The sequence below is a fragment of the Pedococcus soli genome (assembly GCF_054782575.1).
In genome coordinates this window covers 313,202-330,270 of record NZ_BAAGSF010000004.1, presented here as the reverse complement: position 1 = coordinate 330,270, position 17,069 = coordinate 313,202, and the positions used below count along the sequence as shown (strand labels likewise).

At 73.5% G+C, this 17,069-nt stretch carries 18 protein-coding genes; 9 read left to right on the top strand and 9 right to left on the bottom strand.

All coding sequences use genetic code 11. From position 1 onward, the window contains the following. The 7 genes from ACYVKF_RS07550 to ACYVKF_RS07520 all read right to left on the bottom strand — a co-directional run bounded on the left by ACYVKF_RS07550 (position 1) and on the right by ACYVKF_RS07520 (position 6,946). Positions 1–594, bottom strand: coding sequence for an AMIN-like domain-containing (lipo)protein (locus ACYVKF_RS07550; protein WP_235529313.1), 594 nt, complete (start codon positions 592–594; stop codon positions 1–3). A gap of 196 nt (positions 595–790) precedes the next feature. Beyond that, positions 791–2,443 (bottom strand): solute symporter family protein, encoded by a 1,653-nt coding sequence (locus ACYVKF_RS07545; protein WP_460965957.1) that lies wholly within the window; start codon positions 2,441–2,443, stop codon positions 791–793. Beyond that, the gene (locus ACYVKF_RS07540; protein ID WP_056915734.1) at positions 2,440–2,772 is read right to left on the bottom strand and encodes a DUF485 domain-containing protein; all 333 of its coding nucleotides are present in this window, start codon (positions 2,770–2,772) and stop codon (positions 2,440–2,442) included. The genes ACYVKF_RS07545 and ACYVKF_RS07540 overlap by 4 nt, the downstream gene beginning before the upstream one ends. 208 nt (positions 2,773–2,980) lie before the next feature. Next, positions 2,981–4,507: a sodium/solute symporter gene (locus tag ACYVKF_RS07535; protein WP_460965955.1), complete on the bottom strand. Its 1,527-nt coding sequence runs from the start codon at positions 4,505–4,507 to the stop codon at positions 2,981–2,983. Next, a complete protein-coding gene (locus tag ACYVKF_RS07530; protein WP_235529314.1) occupies positions 4,504–4,857 on the bottom strand; it encodes a hypothetical protein in 354 nt (117 codons plus the stop codon). Before ACYVKF_RS07530 ends, ACYVKF_RS07535 begins: the two co-directional genes overlap by 4 nt. 52 nt (positions 4,858–4,909) lie before the next feature. Further along, entirely contained in the window at positions 4,910–5,734 is an 825-nt protein-coding gene (locus tag ACYVKF_RS07525; protein ID WP_082553449.1) for a LytR/AlgR family response regulator transcription factor, read from the bottom strand. A 9-nt stretch (positions 5,735–5,743) separates the two neighbouring features. After that, entirely contained in the window at positions 5,744–6,946 is a 1,203-nt protein-coding gene (locus ACYVKF_RS07520) for a sensor histidine kinase (protein WP_235529315.1), read from the bottom strand. A gap of 54 nt (positions 6,947–7,000) precedes the next feature. Here ACYVKF_RS07520 and ACYVKF_RS07515 point away from each other — a divergent pair, with 54 nt between their 5' ends. From ACYVKF_RS07515 to ACYVKF_RS07480, 8 genes are all read left to right on the top strand, one after another. Continuing rightward, positions 7,001–7,852, top strand: coding sequence for a Fic family protein (locus tag ACYVKF_RS07515; protein ID WP_056915732.1), 852 nt, complete (start codon positions 7,001–7,003; stop codon positions 7,850–7,852). Between the two features lie 699 nt (positions 7,853–8,551). Next, complete coding sequence (locus ACYVKF_RS07510; protein ID WP_460965951.1) at positions 8,552–9,271, top strand: CpaE-like family protein; 720 nt, start codon at positions 8,552–8,554, stop codon at positions 9,269–9,271. Between the two features lie 46 nt (positions 9,272–9,317). After that, positions 9,318–10,454 carry a TadA family conjugal transfer-associated ATPase gene (locus ACYVKF_RS07505; RefSeq protein WP_460965949.1) on the top strand — a complete coding sequence of 379 codons (1,137 nt, stop codon included), beginning with the start codon at positions 9,318–9,320 and terminating at the stop codon, positions 10,452–10,454. 20 nt (positions 10,455–10,474) lie between these two features. After that, positions 10,475–11,218: a type II secretion system F family protein gene (locus ACYVKF_RS07500; RefSeq protein ID WP_460966904.1), complete on the top strand. Its 744-nt coding sequence runs from the start codon at positions 10,475–10,477 to the stop codon at positions 11,216–11,218. After that, on the top strand, positions 11,215–11,802 hold the full coding sequence (locus tag ACYVKF_RS07495; protein ID WP_460965947.1) for a type II secretion system F family protein: 588 nt from the start codon (positions 11,215–11,217) through the stop codon (positions 11,800–11,802). Before ACYVKF_RS07500 ends, ACYVKF_RS07495 begins: the two co-directional genes overlap by 4 nt. Then, entirely contained in the window at positions 11,799–12,134 is a 336-nt protein-coding gene (locus ACYVKF_RS07490; protein WP_460965945.1) for a DUF4244 domain-containing protein, read from the top strand. Before ACYVKF_RS07495 ends, ACYVKF_RS07490 begins: the two co-directional genes overlap by 4 nt. Before the next feature lie 14 nt (positions 12,135–12,148). Next, positions 12,149–12,508, top strand: a complete 360-nt coding sequence (locus tag ACYVKF_RS07485) for a TadE family type IV pilus minor pilin (protein ID WP_460965943.1) — start codon at positions 12,149–12,151, stop codon at positions 12,506–12,508. Between the two features lie 17 nt (positions 12,509–12,525). Beyond that, positions 12,526–12,957, top strand: coding sequence for an Rv3654c family TadE-like protein (locus ACYVKF_RS07480; protein ID WP_460965941.1), 432 nt, complete (start codon positions 12,526–12,528; stop codon positions 12,955–12,957). A gap of 98 nt (positions 12,958–13,055) precedes the next feature. Here the strand turns inward: ACYVKF_RS07480 and ACYVKF_RS07475 are convergent, their stop codons facing one another. Both ACYVKF_RS07475 and ACYVKF_RS07470 read right to left on the bottom strand, forming a co-directional pair. Beyond that, a complete protein-coding gene (locus tag ACYVKF_RS07475; protein WP_460965939.1) occupies positions 13,056–13,913 on the bottom strand; it encodes a cell envelope integrity TolA family protein in 858 nt (285 codons plus the stop codon). Between the two features lie 138 nt (positions 13,914–14,051). Further along, positions 14,052–16,517: a DEAD/DEAH box helicase gene (locus tag ACYVKF_RS07470; RefSeq protein ID WP_460965937.1), complete on the bottom strand. Its 2,466-nt coding sequence runs from the start codon at positions 16,515–16,517 to the stop codon at positions 14,052–14,054. Positions 16,518–16,595: 78 nt separating this feature from the next. Between ACYVKF_RS07470 and ACYVKF_RS07465 the strand changes: the two genes are divergently transcribed. Next, entirely contained in the window at positions 16,596–16,946 is a 351-nt protein-coding gene (locus tag ACYVKF_RS07465; RefSeq protein ID WP_460965935.1) for an anti-sigma factor antagonist, read from the top strand. Positions 16,947–17,069 lie beyond the last annotated feature (123 nt).

Genomic DNA, 17,069 nt, shown 5'->3' with positions numbered 1-17,069 from the left:
CTACCAGCGGTGGGCGACGTCGATCACGAGGCGGCTGGTGGTGCCGTCGTTGACGGTGAAGGCGCGGAACGGCAGCCGTGCCCGCACACCGAGGCCCATCGAGGTGTACCCCTCGAAGGTGCCCGCCCAGGCGACCTGTCGGAACGTCGTGTACCCGGTGACGTCGACGACCTCCTTGGGGTTCTTCGGTGCGTAGGACGTCGTGCCGTTCGGGTTGTACGCCGGGGCGTTGACGACGACGACCAGCTTGGCCCCGCCGCGCAGCGGCACGAGCTTCCCCTGGCCCTCGGTGAACACGTTGCTGACGTACTTCACCGTGTAGCCCGACGGCCTCCCCTTGAGGTCGACGACGAGCCGGTCGTAGCACGAGTGTCGGCCCGACCGGACCCCGGTGACCGGGCCGATGGCCATGGTGCTGTTGGTCTTCGCGAGCGAGCCCCACGTGATGCCGCAGTACGGCGCGGCGGTGGTGGCGGTGGTCGCGCTCGTCGGCGAGGCGAGCGCGGCGGTGACGGGGATGGCCCCGAGGGCGGCGGCGACGACGAGTGACCGGATGGCCAGGCGGGTCGTGCGGTTCGTGCGGGTGGTCTTCATGGTGTCCCCCTTTCGGACACCCCAACGACGCGGGCCACGGCGTGCAGGTTGACCGCTCGCGGGCCACTGACCGTGTCGTCCACATAAGTCCGGTCGGTCCCGGCAGCACGGTGCCGCGCCCCCTGCTCGGGGACGCGGCACCGTGGTTCGCGCAGACCGCGTATGGCGCGTGGCTCCGCGCGGTCGTCGGGCCGCCCTAGTGGGTGGTCGCCTTCTCGGCACCGTGGCCGGTCAGGGACCGGACCTCCATCTCGGCGTACTTGGCGGCGTTGAACTCCTTGCTCGTCACGGTGCCGAGCCAGCCCAGGACGAAGGCCAGCGGGATCGAGACGATGCCCGGGTTGTCGAGCGGGAACCAGTGGAAGTCGGTGTCCTGCAACATCGACAGCGACTTGCCCGTCGCCGGGTCGACCGGCTTGCCAGAGACCACGGGGCTGAAGATGATCAGCGTCAGCGCGGTGATGAGGCCGCCGTAGATCGACCACAGCGCGCCACGGGTGTTGAACCGCTTCCAGAACAGCGAGTAGAGGATCGTGGGCAGGTTCGCGGACGCCGCGATGGCGAACGCGAGGGCCACGAGGAACGCGATGTTCTGGCCGTTGGCCAGGATCCCGCCGAGGATGGCGAAGATGCCGATGACGACCGCGGTGATGCGGGCGACCCTGACCTCCTCCTCCGCCGAGGCGGTGCCCTCCTTGATGACGGAGTTGTAGATGTCGTGCGACAGGCTGGCGCTGGCGGTGATGGTCAGTCCCGCGACGACCGCGAGGATCGTGGCGAACGCCACCGCCGAGATGATGCCGAGCAGCAGCTCCCCGCCCAGCTCGTAGGCGAGCAGCGGCGCGGCCGAGTTGGCCTTGCCCGGTGCGGCGGCGATGACCTTCGGGCCGACGAGGGCGGCGGCGCCGTACCCGAGCACGAGGGTGAACAGGTAGAAGATGCCGATGAGCCAGATGGCCCACTCGACCGACTTCCGGGCCTCCTTGGACGAAGGCACCGTGTAGAAGCGCATCAGCACGTGCGGCAGGCCGGCCGTGCCGAGCACCAGGGCCAGCGACAGCGAGATGAAGTCGATCTTGGTCAGGCCGCTCTTGCCGTACTGCAGGCCCGGGTCGAGGACCTTCTTGCCGCCGGACGCCTGGACGGCGTCGCCGAGCAGGCTGCTGAGGTTGAGCCCGAACTTGCCGAGCACCCACAGGAACATCACACCGGCGCCGATGATGAGCAGCACGGCCTTGATGATCTGCACCCAGGTCGTGCCCTTCATGCCGCCGATGAGGACGTAGGAGATCATCAGCACGCCGACGACGGCGATCACCAGCGACTGGCCCGCCTTGTCGTCGATGCCGAGCAGGAGCGCGACGAGACCGCCGGCACCGGCCATCTGGGCGAGCAGGTAGAAGAAGCAGACCGCGAGCGTGGAGATCGCCGCGGCCATGCGCACCGGGCGCTGCTTGAGCCGGAACGACAGGACGTCGGCCATCGTGTACTTGCCGGCGTTGCGCAACAGCTCGGCGACCAGGAGCAGGGCGACGAGCCAGGCGACGAGGAAGCCGATGGAGTAGAGGAAGCCGTCGTACCCGTTGAGGGCGATGGCCCCGGCGATGCCGAGGAACGATGCGGCCGACAGGTAGTCGCCCGCGATGGCGATGCCGTTCTGGCGGCCGGTGAAGGCGCGGCCACCGGCGTAGAAGTCGGCCGCGCTGCGGTTGTTCTTCGACGCCCGGATGACGATGCCCAGGGTGATGAGGACGAAGATCCCGAAGATCGTGATGTTCAGGGCGGGGCTGCCGACGTTGGTGGCCATGGGGACCAGGCCGGGGGCGGCGTGCACGACGGTGGCGCTCATCGGTGGTCCTCCCCGATGGTCTTGGCGAGGGCGGCGGCGCGCGGGTCGAACTCCCGGTCGGCCCAGCGCACGTAGATGATCGTGATGACGAAGGTGGACACGAACTGCCCGAGCCCGAGGATCAGGCCGATGTTGACGTTGCCGAACACCTTGGTGCTCATGAACGCCGGGGCGTAGGTCGAGAGCAGGACGTACAGGAAGTACCACGCGAGGAAGAGCGCGGTCATGGGGAAGACGAACTTGCGGAACCGGCTCCGCAGCTCGTCGAACTCCGGCGACCCTTGCAGGTCGACGTAGGGGTCGTGATCCGTGCGAGCGTCGTTGCTCACGGGACACCTCCAGTGGCTGGCGTGGCGCGGCCGGCGGGAACCGGTCGCAGGGCGCCGCGGTGTGCGGTTGGCGCCACTGTGACGTGGGCAACAGCAGGTCGGCAGGGGTGCCGGGCGATGGCGCGCCGTACGGGGTCTGTGGTCGCCGGGTGGCCACGACCCCTGCGGTGAGCGGTCGGTGTGCTGCGACCAGCGGCAGGCTCGGCGTTCAGTCGCGGTCGAGGACGAGGTCCTCCGGGGTGTGCAGGCGGACCATGGTGCGTGCGGTGTGCAGCGGGATCCGGCCCGGCGTCGCCAGCGACACCACGACGGCGGTGGCGAACGCGAGCGGGATGCTCCAGGCCGCCGGCTGCCCGAGCAGGGCGCCGGGCCACCCGGGGATGGGTCCGGCCAGGACGGTCGCCGCCACGGCGCTCGCGGCGAGACCGCCGCCGACCACGAGCCCGGCGGCGGCTCCGACGGTGCTCAGGCCACGCCACCAGGACCCGAGGACCAGCAGCGGGCAGAACGTCGAGGCCGCGACGGCGAAGGCCAGGCTGACCATCGTCGCGAGGCCCACCGGCTCGATCAGCCGCGACGCGGCATACGGGACGACCACGCCCAGGACCGTCGCGATCCGGAAGCCCTGGACGACCGTGAAGTCGCCGCCGGTCACGCGGCCCAGCCGTCGGCGCAGGAGGTCCTGGTCGATGACCCCGGCGACCGACATCGTCAGGCCGGACGCGGTCGACAGGAACGCCGCGAACGCCCCACCGGCGAGGACCGCCGACAGGACCTCGCCGAGGTGGTCGGGCAGCATCGCCCCGGGCAGCTGGAGGACCAGCGTGTCGGCGGCGACACCCACCGGGAGCTCCGGGAGGTAGACCCGGCCGAGCACGCCGTACAGCGGGGGGAAGAGGTAGAACGCGCCGAGCAGGGCGACGACGGTGAGGGTGGTCCGCCGGGCCGCCCGGCCGTCGGGGTTGGTGTAGAAGCGCACGAGCACGTGCGGCAGGCCCATGGTCCCCAGCGCCAGCGCGAGCAGGAGGCTGTAGGTCGCGTACACGGGATGACCCTGTCCGGCGAGGCCACCCAGCGGTTCGACCCAGCTGGAGTCGCGGGCGCTCGCCGGACCGGGTGCGCCGTCGTGGAACCACACCGCGAGCAGCACGAACGCCGGTGCGGCGATCGCCGTGAGCTTGATCCAGTACTGCACGGCCTGCACCAGGGTGATCGAGCGCATGCCACCGGCGGCGACGTTCGCCACGACGACGACGGCGACGACGAGGCCACCCACCCAGCTCGGCGCTCCGGTCACGCTCGTCAGGGCCAGCCCCGCGCCCTGGAGCTGTGGCAGCAGGTAGAGCCACCCGATGCCCACGACGAGCACCGAGCAGAGGCGGCGGATCGTGGTGCTCTCGAGCCGCGCCTCGGCGAAGTCGGGCAGCGTGTAGGCGCCGGATCGTCGCAGCGGGGCGGCGACGAGGACGAGGAGCACGACGTAGCCCACGGTGTAGCCGACCGGGAACCACAGCATGTCGAGACCGTTGGTGTAGACGAGCCCGGCGATCCCGAGAAAGCTTGCGGCAGAGAGGTACTCGCCACCGATCGCGCTGGCGTTGCGGTAGGGGGTGACCGTGCGGCCGGCGACGTAGAAGTCGCTCGTCGTGCGGGAGAGCTTGAGGCCGAACGCACCGATCGCCAGCGTCACGAGGCAGATGAGTCCGATGGCAGCCAGGCCGTAGGCGGTGTTCACGGTTCCCGCCGGGCGACGACGGCGGAGAACTCCGCCTCGATGCGTTCGCTCTGGCGCACGTAGTAGCGCGCGACCACGAGCGCCACCGGGTAGACCACCACCGCGAGGATCAGCCAGGGCAACGGGACCCGACCGATCTCCAGGCTGCGCGTCGCGGGGACGAGCAGGAAGAGCAGGGGCAGCCCGCCCAGGCCCACCGCACCGAACGCCAGCACCATCGCGGCGAGCCTCAGCTGGGCCGACATGAGGCCCGACATGTAGACCTCACCGAGGTTGCTCTGCTCGTCGATCTCCCGGGTGAGCGGCCGGGCGCCGTGGCGCGTGGTGGCGTCGCGGCGGGTGCTGGTCACCCGGACCCGTGGCGGGGCCGGGGGTGGAGGTCCCGCCGGTTCGCTCACGACGTCACTCGGCGGGGCGGTTGGGGCGCAGGAGGCGGTCACGCAGCTCCCGCGTGTGGCGCCGGCTCACCTGGAGCTCGACCTCGTCGAGCACGACGCTGCACCGACCGTGCTCCATCCGCACCTCCTTGACGTGCCGCAGGGAGACGAGCGTGCTGCGATGGATCCGCACGAATCCCGCTGCGGCCCAACGTTCCTCGAGGGTGCTGAGGGGGATCCGGACGAGGTGGGACCCGGCCGGGGTGTGGAGGCGGGCGTAGTCGCCCTGCGCCTGCGCGTACCGGATCTGGCTGCGCGTGATGAACCTCGTGACACCCGCCAGCTCCACCGGGATGGTCTCGTCCTGGTCGCCGACCGGGGGCGGGGCGGGGTCGGAGCCCGTCGACTCCACCGAGGCGACCACCCGGCGCACGGCCTCCGCGAGGCGGTCGGGGCGCACCGGCTTCATGACGTAGTCCACCGCGTCGACCGCGAAGGCGTCCACGGCGTGCTGGTCGTGGGCGGTGACGAACACGACCTGCGGGCGCTGGGTGAACCGGGCGATCACGCGGGCGAGGTCCATGCCGTCGAGCCCGGGCATCGAGATGTCCGAGAACACCACGTCGATGTCGCCGGTCTCGAGCGCCCGCAACGCCTCCGCACCACTGCCGGCCGTCCGCACTTCGGCGATCCGGTCGTCCTGCCGCAACAGCCAGCTGAGCTCCTCCAGCGCCGGGACCTCGTCGTCGACGACCAGGGCCCGCAGGGCGTGCGGCGACGTGCCCGCGGCGCCGGCACTGGCGTCCTGCGGGCTGAGCAGCTCCGGGTCGCCGGAGGGGGCGCCAGCCATGGGGGGACTCTACGTGGTGGGGTGCACGCCCGGCGCGTACTTGGGCACCCGGAACGACACCTTGGTCCCCGCCCCGGGGGCCGTCTCGACGACGAGGCCGAAGTCGTCGCCATACACCTGGCGCAGTCGGGCGTCGACGTTGCCGAGCCCGACGTTGTCGCCGTCCGCCCGGCCGTCGAGCACCGCCCTGATGACCTGCGGGTCCGAACCCACACCATCGTCCTCGATGGTGATGCCGGCCTCGGCCCCCTCGTCCGTGGCGACGATCCGCACGTGGCCGCCGCCCTCCTTGGTGGCCAGGCCGTGCCGGACGGCGTTCTCCACCAACGGCTGGATCGCCAGGTAGGGAACGGTCACGGGGAGCACCTCCGGCGCGATGAGCAACGAGATGGTGAGCCGGTCCCCGAACCGCGCCTGCTCGAGGACGAGGTACCGCTCGACGTTGCGCAGCTCCTCGGCGAGGGTCGTGAAGGCCCCGCCCCGGCGCAGGGCGTACCGCGTGAAGTCGGCGAACTCGAGCAGCAGCTCGCGGGCACGCTCGGGGTCGGTCCGCACGAACGACGCGATGGCGGCCAGGGAGTTGTAGATGAAGTGCGGGCTGATCTGCGCCCGCAGGGCCCGCAGCTCAGCCTCCATGGTGCGGGTCCGCTGGTGCCCGAGCTCGGCGAGCTCGGCCTGGGTCGCCATCCAGCCGGCCACCTCCTCGGTCGCCCGGGCGAGCCCCGCCGACGCGTTCGGTCCGTATGCCGCGATGGCAGCCACCACCCGGTCGGCGCTCACGACGGGGGCGATCACCGCACCCCGCACCGGGCAGTCGGGGTCGGAGCAGCTCACCTGCCCGGCGCCGAGGACGATGGTGTGCCCGCTGCGCAGCACCTCGGTGGCGTGCTCCAGCGCGTGCGGCGCGTGGTGGTCGGCGACGCCGTCCCAGGCGAGCAGCGAGGCCGCGTCGGTGACGGCGATCGCCGGAGCGCCCAGGAGCTGGCGCAGGTGCTTGGCGGCGCGACCGACCCCCTCGGGAGTCAGGCCGTCCTGCAGGTGCCGCGCCGCCAACGACGCGGTGTGCAGGGTCGCGTGGGTGGCGTGGTCGACGTCCGACACGAAGCCACGCGAGCCGCTGCGGCCGTGGCGGACCAGCCGGACGAGCGCGTAGACGAGCACCATCGCGCCGGCGACCACGATGGCGGTGGGGAGGTGGAAGCTGCCCGACACATGCGCACTCTAGGGCGATCGGGCGTCCAAGGACGGGCGCCCTAGGCTGGCGCCGTGCCTGATGCCGTCGCCTCGCTCCGTGCCCTCGCCGAGCTCCCGGGGGTGCCCGAGCGGATCTCCGCCGCCCGCGAGGCGTGCGAACGACTGCGGTGGCACGAGGCCCTGCGTCGCAGGATCCCCGAGGCGTCCGCCGAGTCCCGGGTCCGCGGCGCGCAGGCGAGTGCTGCGCTGGAGGGTGCGACCGTCCCCCTCGAGCTCGTGCGGGACGTCATGCGCGGCGCCGCTGCCTGGCCGCTCGAGCCGGACCCGGTCGAGCGGGTCGCACGGGGGGTCGTGCAGGCCACCGCCGAGAGCGAGCACGTCCGCTCGCTGGTGGCGACGGCCCCGCTGCAGGCCCTGGCCCGGCTGCACGTGGCCGCGGCTTCGGGGCTGGTCGAGGACGCCCAGCTCGGACGCCCGCGCCTGCACGGGGAGGACTGCGAGGAGCTGGTCGACCTCGGTCCCGCGCCGTCGGCCGCTGCGCTGCGCGCCCGGCTGGACGGTGTGGTGGGCCTGCTGGCAGCGGGGGCGAAGGGTGCGCAGGTGCCGGCGCTCGTGGTGGCTGCCGTCGTGCACGCCGAGGTGGCGACGATGCGTCCGTTCGTGCGCGGGAACGGCGTCGTCGCGCGGGCGCTGGAGCGCGCCGTCGTGCAGGCGCTCGGGCTCGACCCGACCGGCGTCGCGGTCACGGAGGCCGGCCACGCGGCCCAGGGCGGGCCGGCCTACCTCGGTGCGCTCGCGGCATACGGGACGGGCACGCGGGAGGGTGTGGGGCTGTGGCTGGAGCACTGCGCCGCCGCCCTCGTCGCCGGCGCCGAGCAGGGGGAGCAGGTCTGCGACGCGGTCCGGGCCGGACGCCTGAGCTGACGCGGAACCGTTGCGGTCGCAGCGGATTCGGGCACCCGTCCTGACATGGAGCCGGTGGACGGTCACGATCGGGGGCGACACGCCGGGCGCCAGGGGACACGTCCCTGGTGAGCCAAAAGTCAAGGGTTCCCATCGCGTCCGGACCGCGGTACACATGGAGTTGACGTCGACGCACGAGAGTCCGACGACCACCGTGACCCCATCGGGCACCCACGCGCGGGCAGTCCACTGGTGGACCGATCGTGACGGGCTTGTCCCGGTGCGACAACTACAGGAAGCACGCCTGGTAACCCGAGGCGGATCACGGTCGATGGCACCCCGTTCGCGCGGGGTGCCATCCTCGTGTGGCGGGTGTGACGCCCGGGCCGGGCGTGGCGGATGTGACCGTTTGGGCTCGGTTGTTCGCGGACGTCTCCGCCTGGCCCGGCGCCCGAGACGACCCCCGCTCGAACGAGTTGCGGTTGAACGGTTAATGGTCCACGATGTTCCTGTTCGCTCCCCCTCGGGGTAGAGCGGACCGGCGTACCTGCTCCTCCCCCCCGGAGCATGGTGCGTCGACGGCCCCGGTTGTCCCCCCGACCGGGGCCGTCCCCTTTCTCCGGCCGGTTCCGTCCACAGGTCCGTATGCCGCCCGCGGCCGTCCACAGGCCCGTCGCCACCCGCTTCCGGGCCGGTCCGTGACCCCTGCAGGCTCGCCGCATGGAGCATCGCGTGCTGGGTGTCGTCGGAGCGTCGGGCGGGCTGGGGGCCTCGACCCTCGCTGTCGCCCTGGGGGTGCGTGCGGCCGCCTCGGTGGGGGCGACCGTGTGCGTCGACGGCTCGTTCGAGCGCGGCGGCCTGGACGTCACCGCCTGCATCGAGCACGAACCCGGGCTGCGTTGGCCCGACCTGTCCGACGTCCGGGGCGAGGTCGACGGCGCGGACCTGCTGAGGTCCCTGCCTGCAGACGGTGTGGCGCGCGTGCTGGCCGCCCGCGGGTCGCCGGTGCCTGACGACGTGGTCGGTGCCTGTCTGGGGGCGCTGTCCTCGATCTGCGCGCTGACGATCCTCGATCTCGGCGGATCCCTGCGGTGGGCCGGGCAGTGCACCGACGTCCTGCTGGTCTGTGGCCCCACTGCCCGGCACCTCGCGGATGCCGCGGCGGTGGCGGCGGAGATCGGCCGGCTCAGCGTCCCAGCGCGGCTGGTCCTGCGGGCGGGTCGGCGGGAGCCGGTGACGGGGGAGCAGGTCGCCCAGCACCTCGACCTGCCGCACGCCGGCACCCTGGTCGACGACAGCCAGGTCGTCGCCGACGCCGAACGCGCACGCGCACCGGGCACCCGCAGGAACGGGGCGTTCGTCACCGCCGTGGACCGACTGCTGGCCGAGCTGGAGGTCTGCGCCGGCCGCGGCGTCGACGCCGACCGGGTCAGCGCGTGAGCGGCCCGCCCCGCCCGGGCCGCGGCGCACACGTCGGGGTGTCGACGTGAACGGGGCCGAGCACATCGCCGGCCGGATCCGGCGCGGGGAGTCGCCGGACGTCGCGGCGGTCGGTCGGGTGGCGACCGTGGACGCCGTGCGGCTGGGGTCCCGTGGTGCCGAGGAGGCCCGAGCCGCGCTGGCGGCGGAGGTGTTGGGGTTCGGGCCGCTGGAGGGCCTGGTCGCGGACCAGTCGGTCACCGACGTCCTCGTCAACGGCGACGGATCCGTGTGGGTCGACCGCGGTGCCGGCGTCGAGGCGGCAGGGGTCGACCTCGCCGACGCCGCGGCCGCGCGGCGCCTCGGTGTGCGCCTGGCCGCCCTGGCGGGGCGGCGTCTGGACGAGAGCCAGCCGTGGGTGGACGGCCTGCTGCCGGGTGGGGTCCGGTTGCACGCCATCCTCCCGCCGCTGGTGGAGGGCGGGGTCCACGTCAGCCTCCGCATCCCGCGTGCGCGGGCCGACGGGTTGGCCTCGTTGCGGTCCACGAGGATGTTCGACGACTCGGTGGAGGACCTGCTGCGCGCACTGGTCACCCGTCGGCGGTCCTTCGTCGTGACCGGTGGCACCGGCTCCGGGAAGACGACGCTGCTCGCCGCCATGCTCGCCGAGGTGCCGGTCGACGAGCGGCTGGTCGTGGTGGAGGACGTGCGCGAGCTCGCCATCACCCACCCCCACGTGGTGCTGCTCCAGGGCCGTGGGGCCAACGTCGAGGGGCACGGTCACGTCGGCCTGGTCGACCTCGTCCGCCAGGCGCTGCGCATGCGGCCGGACCGGCTCGTCGTGGGAGAGGCCCGCGGACCGGAGGTGCGCGAGATGCTCGCGGCCCTCAACACCGGGCACGACGGCGGCTGCTGCACGGTCCACGCCAACTCCCCGGGCGACGTGCCGACCCGGTTCGACGCGCTCGGGGCGCTCGCGGGGATGCCGCGGGAAGCGGTGCAGCGCCAGCTCGCCAGCGCGGTGCAGGCGGTCGTGCACGTCGAACGGACCCGCACCGGCAGGCGGGTGGCGTCCCTGTCGGTGCTGCGGCGCGAGGGCGACGAGGTGGTCTGCGAGCTGGCCCTCGATGCCGTGACGGGGCGGCGGGGTCCGGCCTGGTCGGCGTTGGTGGAGCACGGGGTCCGGCCCGTGGCGCGGGCATGATGGCGGGTTCCGTGGACACGATGACGGGCTGGTCCGCCGAAGGGGTCCTGCACGTCACGCTCGGACTCGTCGTGGCTGCGGTGCTGGTCTGGCCCGGACGACGGGTCGGGTCGGGGCGGCGGGTGTGGCCGGGTCGGCAGATCGGACGGGACGCCGTCGGCCCGTCATGTCGTGACGAGTGGTCTCCGCGCCCACGTCGCCCCCACCCGCGCCGGGTGGTGGTCGCGGCGGAGGGCCGGCTGGCCGACCTGCTGGGCCTGGTCGCCGCGCCGCTGCGCGCAGGAGTCCCGGCGACCACGAGCCTGGAGGCCGGCGCTTCGGCGGTCGCCGACGACCCGGTGCTCGGGCCGCTGCTCCTGGAGCTCGTCAGCGTCGGCGCGTCCGGCGAACCGGTCTCGGGCACCTGGCGCCACCACGCCGCCCTGCTCGACAGCGAGGCCCTGCGGTTCGTCGGTCAGGCATGGTCGCTCAGCGAGCGCACGGGCGCGCCGCTGGCCGACGCCCTCACCGCCAGCGAGCAGGTGCTGCGAGCCCGGGTGCGCTCGCGCGAGCGCCTCGCCAGTGCCGCAGCCGGCCCCCGGGCCTCGATGACGGTGCTGGCACTGCTGCCGCTCAGCGGTCCTGTGGTCGGCCTCGCCTGCGGGATCAGCCCCCGTGACCTGTACCTCTCGACCACCTGGTCGACGGCCAGCCTCGTCGCAGGTGTGGTGTTCGCGGGGTTCGGCTGGTGGTGGAGCCGGTCCATCCTCGCCCGGGCGGCATGAGCTGGGCGCTCGCGCTCGCTGCCGGCGTGGCCGTCCTGGTCTGGCCGGGGCGCCTGCGGCCGGCGGTTCGGCGCGCGGCGTCGACCCCGGGCCGGAGGGTGGCCCGCGTCCGGCGCCGGTCCCGGGACGCGTCTCCTGCGCCTCAGGTCGACGAGGTGGCCGATGCGCTGGTCCTCGTCGCCCTGGCCCTGCGTGCCGGCCTCGACCTCACGCGGGCGCTCGAGGAGGTCGCCACAGGGGCGGGGGCGGCGGTGTCCAAGGACCTGTCCGCGGTCGTCGCCGCAGTGCGCTGGGGGCGCCCGGTGGACGAGGCCTGGTCGTACGCCAGCCCGGTCTGGCGGCCGGCTGCCCTCGCCTGGTCGGTGGCCGAGGCCACCGGTGCCGCTCCGGCAGCCCTGGTCGCCGACGCCGCCGCACGGCTGCGAGACGGTCGGGAGCGGGACCGTGAGCGACGAGCGGCCCGAGCCGGGGTGCTGCTCGTGCTGCCCCTCGGGCTGGGCTTCCTCCCCGCGTTCGCCTGCACGGCGGTGCTCCCCGTCGTCATCGCCCTGGCCGTGGGCGTCCTCGACACCGCGGGCCGATGAGGGCCGTCGGTCCACAGCACCGGGACGTCAGGGACGTCGTCCACAGGAAGGGACGACGACGGTGGTGGGTCGTCCTCCAGATGGCTGGACTGGTGCCGAAGACGGCACCCAGCCGTCACCGACACAAGGAGTGCAGCGTGAGATGCAAACTGGCACAGGGGTTCTCGAGGGTTCGTCTCGCAGGGGAGGCCGGCATGACGACCGCGGAGTATGCCGTGGGGACGCTGGCCGCCTGCGCGTTCGCGGCCGTGCTCCTGGCCGTGGTCCGCTCGGGAGGCGTGAAGTCGGCTTTGGCCTCGGTGATCACGGCGGCCCTCGGCATGGCGAGCTGAGCCGGGAGAGGGGGATGGCGACCGTCGAGCTGGCGGTCGCACTCCCCGCCCTCGTGCTGGTCCTGGTCCTGGCGCTGTCGGCTCTGACCACCGTGCTGGACCAGGTCCGGTGCGTCGACGCGGCTCGCGCGACTGCCCGGGCGATGGCGAGGGGTGACGCGACCGGAGCGGCGGTGGAGCAGGGTCGGCGGCTGGCTCCGCCGCGCGCCGGGTTCGCCGTGTCCGGGTCGGCCGGCGCGGTGGAGGTCACCGTGCGTGCTCCGGCAGCGCCGGCGCTGCACTGGCTGGGTGCGCGGGCCTCGCCGGTGGCGCGCGCCGTGGCGGCGAGGGAGGACGTGCCGGCCGCTGGAGCGCCCGGCCGTGGGTCCCCGTGAGCGCCCGGGAGAGGCGTGTGGTTCAGGCGCCGGGGCCGCTCGGGATCCTGAGGCGTGGCGCCCTGGGCGGGCGTGGGCGCTACCGGCGGGGGGAGCGCGGGAGCGGCACCGTCCTGGCCCTCGCAGCGATCGGCGTGCTGCTCATCGTGCTGGTCGGAGGACTCGCCCTCGCCAGCGCCGTGGTGGCGACCCATCGTGCTCGTGCTGCTGTCGACCTCGCCGCCCTGGCGGCCGCCACGGCCGTCCAGGGAGGGGCCACGACTGCGCAGGCCTGCGCCCGCGCGGCCGCCGTCACCGTCGCCAACGATGCTCGGCCGAGCGCGTGCTCCGTCTCGGTGGACGGTTCGGCACGGGTCGCGGTCACCGCCCCGGTGGGCCTGGTGCTCCCGGGCTTCGGAGCGCCCCGGGCACGAGCAACGGCGCGGGCTGGGCCCGCGCCGTCGGAGTGAGTCGTGGTCTCGCTGGGTGATCTCCCGGGGGGCCCCTGGGTCTCGCCTGCGCGTCGCCCGGGGTCTCCTCGCCGCGGTGGGCGGCCCCGCCGACGGGGTCAGCCGTGGTTCTGCGGGTCCCGGCCCATGATGCGGTCGGCCATGGTGCGGTGCGCGGGGCGGTTCTCGGCGGAGGCGTCGGTGCCGTCGCCGACCTCGGCGTCGTCGGCATTGCCGTCAGCGGCCGCCGCGTCACGGTTCGAGTGGCTGTCGGCGCTGTCACCGGGGGTGTAGAGGCGCTCGTCGGCCGAACCGTCCCCGAGCCCGGAGCCGGAGCCGGCGACATCGTCGTGGCGCTGGTCGGCGGTGCCACCGGCCACGGGGACCTCGGTGCCCTCGCGCCCGTGGTCGTGCGCCTGGTCGTGCCCGTGGTCCGCGTGGTCACCGTGCGAGGCCGCAGTGACTCCAGCGGCCGGGACAGCGGCGGCAGCAGCAGCCTGTCGAGCGCTGAACTCGCGCTCCAGGCGCTCGCGCTCGTCGGCGCGGGCGCGGTCCTCGATCTCGCGCTCGCGGGTGCGGAACTCCTCGTCGCGGGCGCGGTCCCGCTCGGCCAGGGTCGACTCCAGCTCGGCGTCCTTGGCGCGGTCCCGCTCGGCGAGGGCGCTCTGGTGGGTCTCCTCGGCGCGCTTGCGCTCGTCGGACCGGATCGACTCCTCGAGCTCGGCCTGGCGCTGCGCCTCCTTGGCCTCACGACCGGGTCGACGCCTGCGCTTCATGCTGCCTCGCACCATGCCGAGGCCGAACCACACGAGCAGCATGATCGCCGCACCTGCGATCAACAGCTGCAACGGCGTCAGCTCGAACTTGAAGATGCCGGTCTCGAGCGTCGAGGTGGCGGTCACGGGCAGGGCGCCGAGGACCAGGAGGATCGCGGCGGCGACGGCCACCACGACCAGGATCAGTCCGAGCACGATCACGGGGGACCTCCGAAAAATCTGCGGCGCGCGGTGCGCCATTCGCTTCGACCCTAGCCCGTGGCCTGCGGTTTTGCCCGTTTCGCGGCCGTCGCTCCGGCGTGGTACCCGGGCGTCGGCCGGGGCCGGGACGCAGGCGGTTCAGGCGGGTTCGGGAGCGTGGCGCAGGACGGCCTCGAGCAGCCGGACCGCCCCCGCCTTGTCCAGGGGTTCGTTGCCGTTGCCGCACTTGGGGGACTGGACGCACCCCGGGCACCCGCTCTCGCACCGGCAGGAGCGCACGGCCTCGAGCGTGGCCGACAACCACATCTCGAAGACGCCGAACGCCCGCTGGGCGAAGCCTGCGCCGCCCGGGTGCCCGTCGTAGACCATGATCGTCGGCAGTCCGGTGTCCGGGTGCAGGGCCGTCGAGACGCCGCCGATGTCCCAGCGGTCGGAGGTCGCCACCAGCGGCATCATGCCGATGGCTGCGTGCTCCGCGGCGTGGGCGGCCCCCGGGATGTCGACCTCGGCCACGCCGACGGCCTCTAGCCAGTCGACGGGCATGGTCCACCACACCGCCTTGGTGGCCAGGGTCCGCTGCGGGAGCGTGAGCGGATGGGTGCCGATGACCTCACCCCCGGGGAGCCGTCGCAGGAAGCTCGTCACCTGGTGGTGCACGCGCACGTTCCCGAACGCGACGTCGATCGGTCCCCACGAGAACTCGTCCGAGGCGCCCACGACGTCGAACGCGCTCACCGACTGCGCGAACGTGCTCCACCCCGGGTCGCCACGGACCGCCGTCGCCGTCCCCGCCTCGAGGTCGAGCTCGGTGACGACGTAGGTGCTGCCCTGGTGCACGTGCACCGCGCCGGTGTGGACCTGGGAGTGCGCCGAGGCCTCGTCGATGGTGCCGAGGACCCGACCTGTGCGGCGCTCGACGATCCCGACGACCTCCCCGCTGCCCCGGAGCGAGACGTGGTCGCTGGCGCGGTCCGACCTGGCCCAGAACCACCCCGTGGGCCGACGCCGCAGGATCCCGCGGGCCACGAGGGCGTCCACCAGGCGCCGCGCATCCGGTCCGAACATCTCCAGGTCCGCCTCGCGCAGCGGCAGCTCGGCTGCCGCGGCCGCGAGGTGGGGGGCGAGCACGTGCGGGTTGTCGGGGTCGAGCACCGTGCTCTCCACCGGCTGCCCGAACACGACCTCGGGGTGGTTGACGACGTAGGTGTCGAGCGGGTCGTCCGCGGCCACGAACACCGCCAGCGAACGCGTGCCGGCCCGCCCGGCCCGGCCAGCCTGCTGCCACAGCGAGGCCCGTGTCCCCGGCCAGCCGGCGAGCAGGACGGCGTCCAGCCCGCTGATGTCGACGCCGAGCTCGAGGGCGTTGGTGGCGGCCAGGCCGAGGATGTCGCCGTGGCGCAGGGCGCGTTCGAGCTCGCGCCGCTCCTCGGGGAGATAACCGCCCCGGTATGCCGCGACGGCGGCTGCCAGCCGCGGCTGTCCCTCCAGCGTGCGCCGGGCGCTCGAGGCCAGGGCCTCGACCCCGGCCCGGGACCGGGCGAACGCCACGGTCTGCACCTTGGCGGCGACGAGCTGGGCCAGCAGGTCGGCGGCCTCGGACGTCGCGCTGCGGCGGGCCGGGGTCTCACCGGAGGTGTCCGTGAGCTCGGCGGCGGAGAAGGACTGCCCGAAGAACTCGTCCTGCGGTCCCGACGGGACCTCGTCCGCGGGGCGGCCACCGGACCAGCCGACGTCCGCCGGCGCCGTGGCGCCGAACCCCTCGTCGAGCGGCCCGGGCTCCCACAACGCGAACGTCATCGCCTCGCGCGGGGACCCGTCGGTCGTCACGGCCGTCACCGGCAGGCCGACCAGCCTGCCGGCGTGGTCGCCGGGGTCACGCACGGTCGCGGACGCGAGGACGAAGGTGGGGGAGGCGCCATACCGGGCACAGACACGGCGCAGGCGGCGGAGCAGGGCGGCGAGGTGGGAGCCGAACACCCCCCGGTAGACGTGGCACTCGTCGATGACGACGTAGCGAAGTCGCCGCAGGAACGGTGCCCAGCGCTCGTGCAGCGGCAGGAGGGAGTGGTGGACGAGGTCGGGGTTGGTGAGCACGAGGTGGGCGTGGTCGCGGATCCAGCGGCGCTCCTCGCTGGGGGTGTCACCGTCGTACGTCGCGGCCCGCACGCCGGGCACCGCCATGGCCTGCACCCGGGACAGCTGGTCGGCGGCCAGGGCCTTGGTGGGGGAGAGGTAGAGGGCGGTGGCGCCCCGACCCGTGGGTGCAGCAGACCCCTCGACCAGGGCCGTGAGCACCGGCAGGAGGTACCCCAGGCTCTTGCCCGAGGCGGTGCCGGTCGCCATGACGACGTGCGACCCGGAGTGGGCGAGGTCGGCCGCCTCCCGCTGGTGCGACCACAGGGAGGTGACCCCGGCCCCGGCGCACGCGGCATACACGGACGGGTCCACCCACTGCGGCCACTCCGCCAGCGACGCGGGGCGGGCGGGCACCTCGTGGACGTGCCGCAGGCGGTCGGCGCGGGGGCCGGAGGCCAGGGCGGCGAGCGTCGCCTCGGGGTCGAAGGCGAGGCGCGCGCCGGGTGCGGTACCAAGGGGTGTGGACATTGCCGCTACCGTAATCCCGAGGGCAGACGGCCGAGCCGCGCGCCCGAGGGTGAAGAACTGGCGTAGTCGAGGGAAAGGGTGACTGTGGACCTGTCGGTCTCGAGCAGCGAGCAGGGTGCCGTGACGATCGTCCACGTGGCGGGCGAGATCGACGTGTACACCGCTCCGTTGCTCCGTGAGGTGCTCGACAAGCAGGTCGCCGCCGGCCGCACGACGCTGGTGGTCGACCTCGAGAACGTCACCTTCATGGACTCCACCGGGCTGGGCGTCCTCGTCGGCCGTCTCAAGCTCGTCCGCGGCCAGAGCGGCAGCCTGCGCATCGTCAGCGCCCAGGACCGCATCCTCAAGGTCTTCAAGATCACCGGGCTCGACAAGGTGTTCCACATCTACCCGTCGGTCGACGAGGCCACCGCGGCCTCCAACGCCTGACCGGAGCCTCCTCCCGCCCCACCTGCGTGACCTCCTGCGTCACGAATTCACTGTGACGCTGCTCACCGGCCGTCACATTCGGTGTGACGTGCATTACTCTCGCCAGCATCGTCCCCCGTGGTG

Coding starts and splice junctions, on each gene's coding strand:
- ACYVKF_RS07545 (WP_460965957.1), bottom strand. CDS start 2,443: ATGAGCGCCACCGTCGTGCACGCCGCCCCCGGCCTGGTCCCCATGGCC.
- ACYVKF_RS07525 (WP_082553449.1), bottom strand. CDS start 5,734: ATGGCTGGCGCCCCCTCCGGCGACCCGGAGCTGCTCAGCCCGCAGGAC.
- ACYVKF_RS07495 (WP_460965947.1), top strand. CDS start 11,215: ATGAGCTGGGCGCTCGCGCTCGCTGCCGGCGTGGCCGTCCTGGTCTGG.
- ACYVKF_RS07500 (WP_460966904.1), top strand. CDS start 10,475: ATGACGGGCTGGTCCGCCGAAGGGGTCCTGCACGTCACGCTCGGACTC.
- ACYVKF_RS07485 (WP_460965943.1), top strand. CDS start 12,149: ATGGCGACCGTCGAGCTGGCGGTCGCACTCCCCGCCCTCGTGCTGGTC.
- ACYVKF_RS07510 (WP_460965951.1), top strand. CDS start 8,552: ATGGAGCATCGCGTGCTGGGTGTCGTCGGAGCGTCGGGCGGGCTGGGG.
- ACYVKF_RS07490 (WP_460965945.1), top strand. CDS start 11,799: ATGAGGGCCGTCGGTCCACAGCACCGGGACGTCAGGGACGTCGTCCAC.
- ACYVKF_RS07550 (WP_235529313.1), bottom strand. CDS start 594: ATGAAGACCACCCGCACGAACCGCACGACCCGCCTGGCCATCCGGTCA.
- ACYVKF_RS07470 (WP_460965937.1), bottom strand. CDS start 16,517: ATGTCCACACCCCTTGGTACCGCACCCGGCGCGCGCCTCGCCTTCGAC.